Raw genomic sequence first — 4,781 nt, forward strand, 5'->3', positions numbered from 1 at the left:
AGTGAACCTGACCAAGCCCTACTAGTGCCCTGACCGGGAATGTTCACCGGCTCGGAAGAGCACGCCGTGGCGTGGGTCGGTGGTTCACTTGTCGCTTCTCCTGCTGTCGCAGAGGTCGTTCACACAACTTGTGAGACCTTGTACGCGATTCCACCTTCGATCAGATAGCCCGAGCCCACGCAGACGACGTCGTTCAGCCATGCGTATCGCTTCGCCCCCGTTTCGAAGAGGGGGTTCGTTCGGAAGTAATAGCGGGCGGGGTCGACTTGGTGCCTCGTGGCAGGATCGGCCATGTTGGCTCGCAGTTCGGGCGGGGTGACCCAGCGGCCGCCGTAGGTCATGTGCAGCAGGTCGCCGTCGTACGTCCGCAACGTCAGTCGGACGTCGAGGGTCATCACACCGTCGGGGCGGAACAACGTCCAGTCCCCACCCCCGGGCAGCACCTCTCCGCGTAGTCTTGGCCCCTCGAACGTCCCTCCGGCGGAGCCGAAGAGAACCCGTCGGCCCAACGGGCCGGGGCCGATGTCCAGCCGCGGGTTCAAGTCCACGGCCATGTCGAAGAGATGCATCGTCTTGATCTCGTCGATGTCTTGCAGCCGAGCGTCTGCTGCCATGTCCCCTCACCTTTGAATTGGTTCGATCTCAGGAGTGGAGGGCACGATCGCGGCTGCTCCGAACAGCTTTCGCCTGACCGCGTCCGTCGAGACACCTGACTGAGCGCAGAGCTCCGACAGATCGAAGAAGAATCGCTCGCCTGCGATCAGGCCGTCCTTGAAGGCGAACTGAATGAACACCGGCAGCTCGGCTCGCCTGCCGTTGGGGTGCACGCCGAACCGGTCACCCGTCATCGTCATCTTCACCGTCCCCCAGCAGACCAGTGCGTCGCCGTCGGCAGAGTGGCCTTCGAGAGCGACCTGGTAGTCAGGGAAGGAGGCGAAGAACCCAGCCAGCGCCTTTTCGTTCGCGGCCCGGCCTTGAGCCCTCGTCCCGAAAGCCGGAGCCTCCAGGACCATGTCCCGGTGGAAGAGCTCCACAGCCGCGGGCACGTCCTGCCCACTCTTCGCGGTGGCCAACGCCTGTGCCAGCTCAAACATTCGACGCCTGTCCAAGTCGCACACACCTCCTGATTGCCCGCCTCAGAAAGTAAACGTACGATCGGTCGTACGTTATTGGCAAGAGGAATCCGGCAGGATGGGGCAATGAGCGAAATGGAGCAGCGGGACGATGCCCGTTCCGCCGACGAGACCGACGAGGCCGAGGTGCTGACGTCAGATCGGCGGGTGCTGCGTGGTGTGCGGTCCAGGCGGACGATCGTCCGCCATGCCGTGGACGTGGCATCGCTGGAAGGACTGGACGGGCTCAGCATCGGCCGGCTGGCCACCGACCTCGGGATCAGCAAGAGCGGCGTGCAGACTCTCTTCGGGACGAAGGAGAACCTGCAGGTCGCGGCAGTCAAGTGCGCACGTGACGTGTTCGAGGACGCGGTCGTCCGCCCCGCGCAGACCGCGCCCCGTGGCGCGGCGCGGGTACGCGCGCTGATCGAACGGTGGATTGAGTACGCGTCGGTGCCGCTGTTCCCAGGTGGGTGCTTCTGGGCGGCGAACCTGGCCGGCTTCGACAGCCGCCCCGGCCCCGTACGTGACGTGCTGTTCGATTGCCAACACGGCTGGCGTGACCTCATCGCCGACGAGCTGCGCCATGCCGTCGGCACCGGAGAGATCGCCCAACTCGACGCCGACCTAGCTGCCTTCCAGCTCGATGCGGTACTCGTCGCCGCCAACACCGCGTTGCGCCTCGGAGACGAAGAGGTCGTGGACAAGGTGCGGCTCGTGACCGAGGGGTTCCTCGTCCCTCCAGACTGATCTGCTATCGCGTCGCGGGCACCGTCCCGGGGCCGCGCGTCGCCGCCACGACGCGGATCGCTGGGGCACGGTCTGGCTTCACGGCCGACGCAGATGACGCGTCCGTGCACGCGGCGCAGGTAGGCGGCAAGTTTGCGGATCGACCAGCGGGTGAAGAGCTGGCCGAGCTACGCGATGTGCTCGTCGAACAGTTCGCCGGTCTGAAGGCAGTCGTAGAGCTGCCCGATCATGCGGTTGAACAGGTGCCGCTGAGCGGCTGCGTGCCAGTCTCCTTGCTCGCGTCGGCGACGGTAGTCGGCCTCGACTCCGGGTGAGAACCGCAGAGCGGGAAGGCCCACAGATAGCCGGCGTGGTTGAGCCGGTCATTCTTCACTATGCGGCGTCCGACATGGTGTTTCTTCCCAGATGCGCGGGTGACGGGAGCGGATCCCGCGTATGCCTTCATGCCGCGGGCCTCAGCGAACCGCTGACGGTCGTCTCCGACCTCGGCGAGCACCCGGGCACCGAGCCGAACCCCGAGGTCGGGGAAGCTCAAGATCACCTCAGCGTCCGGGTGTTGGAGAAAGGACACCTCGACCGCCTCGGTAAGTTCGTCAGCCGCGAGGCAGGAGGCTTCCAACTGTCGCAGGAGGGCGAGGGCCTGCTTGCCTTGCGCGTCCTCGACCAGCCACGGCTGGCTCGCGTAGTCGCCCCGGAAGATCTCGCGAGCCGCTCGGTCTCAGCTTCGATGCCACGGCTGCGACCGGCACGTTTGAGGGCGGACGGAGCTGTGCGCGGGTGAGCCGCACGGCCTGAGCCGGCGGTGACGGCGTCGCGGTCGATGCCGGCGGCGAGGGTGTACATGGTGGGCAGGTCGTGCTGCCGGACGGCGTCGAGCCACTCCGGTAGCCGTCCGCCCTCCCTCTCGGTGAGCATCCGGGCGAAGGACCGGACGTGCCCGGTGAGGGCGTCCACTTCCGGGCATTGGGCCAGCACGGCCTTGAGCCGGAGTTGTTAGCTCTCTGTGAAGCTTTCGGGGTGCCGCGGAATCCACCCGGAGACCGTCCGAGGGGTCGGGGGCCCGATCGTCCGCCTTGGCCGTGTTGATGAAGTAGGCCCGCGGGCACACCACCACCGCGTCACGGCAGGTGAGCTGTTCACCAAGGTCATTGCGTGGCGGCGAAGGGCTCAGCGATCACCCGGGAACAGGCCGTGGAGGCGCTCATGGCCGGCGTACAGGCGTGCCACGTCTATCGCCCGGACATCGAGCTTGGCCTGCAACCCTGCTCCTCCGCTAGCGGCCTGGGCGGTGTCGTCCGGGCCGGCCGGACGGCGCAGCGCGGCATACACGCGGGCCTGGACGCCCGCCTCGCCAGGCACACGCCGGACGCGGGGGACGCCCAAGGTCATCCACATCGCATCCAGGTCCGCTATCGCGGCGCGGGCCGTCGCCTCGTCGGCAGCGGTGATGTCCAGCACCAGCAGACCAGGTTGGGCAAAATGCTGCTCGTCGATTCGCTCGTTCATGCCCCCTCCACGATCCGATTGCCAGCTGCGGTTCGCCGTTGATGGCAAAACCACCCCTGCGGGTGACCAAAGGCCTCTCTTCCCTGCAGGGCGCCGCGTGCTCGGTCGGCTGAGCCCGATGCGATGACGGCGCCCACCCTGAGGATGTGTCCGAGGTGGGCGCCGTTCTCGTTCGTGTGATTCCGGAGATGGCCGGTGCCCTGCTCCGCTACCGTGCCGCCATGAGCGAGCCTTTCGCCCAGGGCGAGGACCATCCAGCGTGCGGCATCTGCCCATCGAAGCGGCTGCCGCGAGAGGCGTTCGTCGTGTACGACCGGCCGTCCTGGGAGTGCCCGTTCGACCCGGCCGACGGCTTCCGGTACACCCTGGACGACCGGACGCCGGCGTGCGTGCATCCGCACAAGGTGGGGCTGGAGCCGGATCGGATCGCTTCTCCGCCGAAACCGCTCTCCGCTGAGGAGCCGGAGGCTACACCGCAGCGGAGAAGACGGCTGCCTTCTTTCCTCGCTCAGTGACGCCGATCTGGGCGTAGACCCCGTCGAGGGCCTGGCAGCGCCGCTCGGTCTCCTTGGCCTCGATCCAGAACCTGTCGTTCACCGGCCCCCACTCGGCCCGGTACGCCTGGTGGGTGAAGTCGCCCGGATTAGGGGGCGGAGGCTGTGCGGGCTGCGTGAGACGGTCGAGCCTCTGGTACAGCGCCTGCACGAGTCGGGCGCGGACCTGTACGCAGCGGGCGGTGCCTTCCAGCGGGACGGACAGTCGCCGGTCGGCCTCGCTCAGGACGACTTCGGCGAGCGCCCGCCGGCCGTTGTCCGCGGGGAGCAGCTTGGCGTGGCGCTGGACGTCGGCGGCCACAGCGCGGGCGTGTCAGGTCAGTTGCAGGGCGATCTGCGCGTAGTCGCGGGGCTCAAGGGCCGGGTTGGTCCAGGCGAGGACGGCGGTGATGAGTGCTTTGTTGGGGGCTCGGTCCAGGGGGAGCTCCCCTTCGATGCGTCCCTCGGGGTCATACAAGACCGTGTGCGTGCTCATCGGGGCCTCGCTGGCGTGGGGTTGGGGCCGTGCGGTCGGCTCTCGGTGTGCCGGTCGGCGTCGTGCTGGGCGCCGCCGGTGGCGGCGAGGAACCGGGCGAGACCACGGTCGGAGCGGGCCAGCAAAGCCGAGGACGGGACTCCGTAGCCAGGCTGTTGAAGGCCCCGGCCCTGTGGCACAGCATCAGCGCTGATGTTCGTGCGTTCCCGCATGAGGTCTCGCTCCTTCCCGGCGCCGGGGGTCGGTGATCTTCGACGTTACGGAGACTGCCGGACAGCCCTCAACGAAGTTGCGGATGATTGCGCGGATTCACCCCGCACACCCGGCACGCGGGGCCGGTCGTCGGGCAGCCGGCCGGCTCCGGGAGCCATGCGAAGCGGGTGC

General features: G+C 67.8%; 5 protein-coding genes and 5 pseudogenes. 3 read left to right on the forward strand and 7 right to left on the reverse strand.

All coding sequences use genetic code 11. The features are described 5' to 3' along the window. Positions 1-119: 119 nt before the first annotated feature. Both AB0I10_RS40275 and AB0I10_RS40280 read right to left on the reverse strand, forming a co-directional pair. Entirely contained in the window at positions 120-614 is a 495-nt protein-coding gene (locus AB0I10_RS40275) for a DUF3237 domain-containing protein (RefSeq protein WP_363157715.1), read from the reverse strand. A gap of 6 nt (positions 615-620) precedes the next feature. After that, entirely contained in the window at positions 621-1,094 is a 474-nt protein-coding gene (locus AB0I10_RS40280; protein ID WP_363157716.1) for an ester cyclase, read from the reverse strand. Between the two features lie 105 nt (positions 1,095-1,199). Here AB0I10_RS40280 and AB0I10_RS40285 point away from each other — a divergent pair, with 105 nt between their 5' ends. Beyond that, positions 1,200-1,862: a TetR/AcrR family transcriptional regulator gene (locus AB0I10_RS40285; protein ID WP_363157717.1), complete on the forward strand. Its 663-nt coding sequence runs from the start codon at positions 1,200-1,202 to the stop codon at positions 1,860-1,862. 74 nt (positions 1,863-1,936) lie between these two features. Here the strand turns inward: AB0I10_RS40285 and AB0I10_RS40290 are convergent. Both AB0I10_RS40290 and AB0I10_RS40295 read right to left on the reverse strand, forming a co-directional pair. Continuing rightward, positions 1,937-2,029 (reverse strand): annotated as a pseudogene (locus AB0I10_RS40290) (IS630 family transposase); the annotation flags it as partial. Then, positions 2,030-2,674: pseudogene (locus tag AB0I10_RS40295) on the reverse strand (transposase); the annotation flags it as partial. 340 nt (positions 2,675-3,014) lie between these two features. On the opposite strand from AB0I10_RS40295, the pseudogene AB0I10_RS40300 reads away from it, so the two are divergent. After that, positions 3,015-3,059, forward strand: a pseudogene (locus AB0I10_RS40300) (hypothetical protein); the annotation flags it as partial. Positions 3,060-3,179: 120 nt separating this feature from the next. Here AB0I10_RS40300 and AB0I10_RS40305 read toward each other — a convergent pair. Beyond that, a pseudogene (locus AB0I10_RS40305) lies at positions 3,180-3,644 on the reverse strand (DUF6207 family protein); the annotation flags it as partial. On the opposite strand from AB0I10_RS40305, the gene AB0I10_RS40310 reads away from it, so the two are divergent. Next, positions 3,590-3,883: a hypothetical protein gene (locus AB0I10_RS40310; RefSeq protein ID WP_363157718.1), complete on the forward strand. Its 294-nt coding sequence runs from the start codon at positions 3,590-3,592 to the stop codon at positions 3,881-3,883. The pseudogene AB0I10_RS40305 and the gene AB0I10_RS40310 overlap by 55 nt on opposite strands. Before the next feature lie 157 nt (positions 3,884-4,040). Here the strand turns inward: AB0I10_RS40310 and AB0I10_RS40315 are convergent. After that, positions 4,041-4,397, reverse strand: a pseudogene (locus AB0I10_RS40315) (restriction endonuclease); the annotation flags it as partial. Further along, the gene (locus tag AB0I10_RS40320; RefSeq protein WP_363157719.1) at positions 4,394-4,609 is read right to left on the reverse strand and encodes a hypothetical protein; all 216 of its coding nucleotides are present in this window, start codon (positions 4,607-4,609) and stop codon (positions 4,394-4,396) included. The gene AB0I10_RS40320 and the pseudogene AB0I10_RS40315, both read right to left, overlap by 4 nt. Positions 4,610-4,781: the final 172 nt, after the last annotated feature.

The organism is Streptomyces sp. NPDC050636, from assembly GCF_040654775.1.
Classification (GTDB): domain Bacteria; phylum Actinomycetota; class Actinomycetes; order Streptomycetales; family Streptomycetaceae; genus Streptomyces.

What these genes read in the sequence shown, in the direction of transcription:
- AB0I10_RS40275 (WP_363157715.1), bottom strand. Translation starts at nt 614, where the DNA reads ATGGCAGCAGACGCTCGGCTGCAAGACATCGACGAGATCAAGACGATG.
- AB0I10_RS40280 (WP_363157716.1), bottom strand. Translation starts at nt 1,094, where the DNA reads ATGTTTGAGCTGGCACAGGCGTTGGCCACCGCGAAGAGTGGGCAGGAC.
- AB0I10_RS40285 (WP_363157717.1), top strand. Translation starts at nt 1,200, where the DNA reads ATGAGCGAAATGGAGCAGCGGGACGATGCCCGTTCCGCCGACGAGACC.
- AB0I10_RS40310 (WP_363157718.1), top strand. Translation starts at nt 3,590, where the DNA reads ATGAGCGAGCCTTTCGCCCAGGGCGAGGACCATCCAGCGTGCGGCATC.
- AB0I10_RS40320 (WP_363157719.1), bottom strand. Translation starts at nt 4,609, where the DNA reads ATGCGGGAACGCACGAACATCAGCGCTGATGCTGTGCCACAGGGCCGG.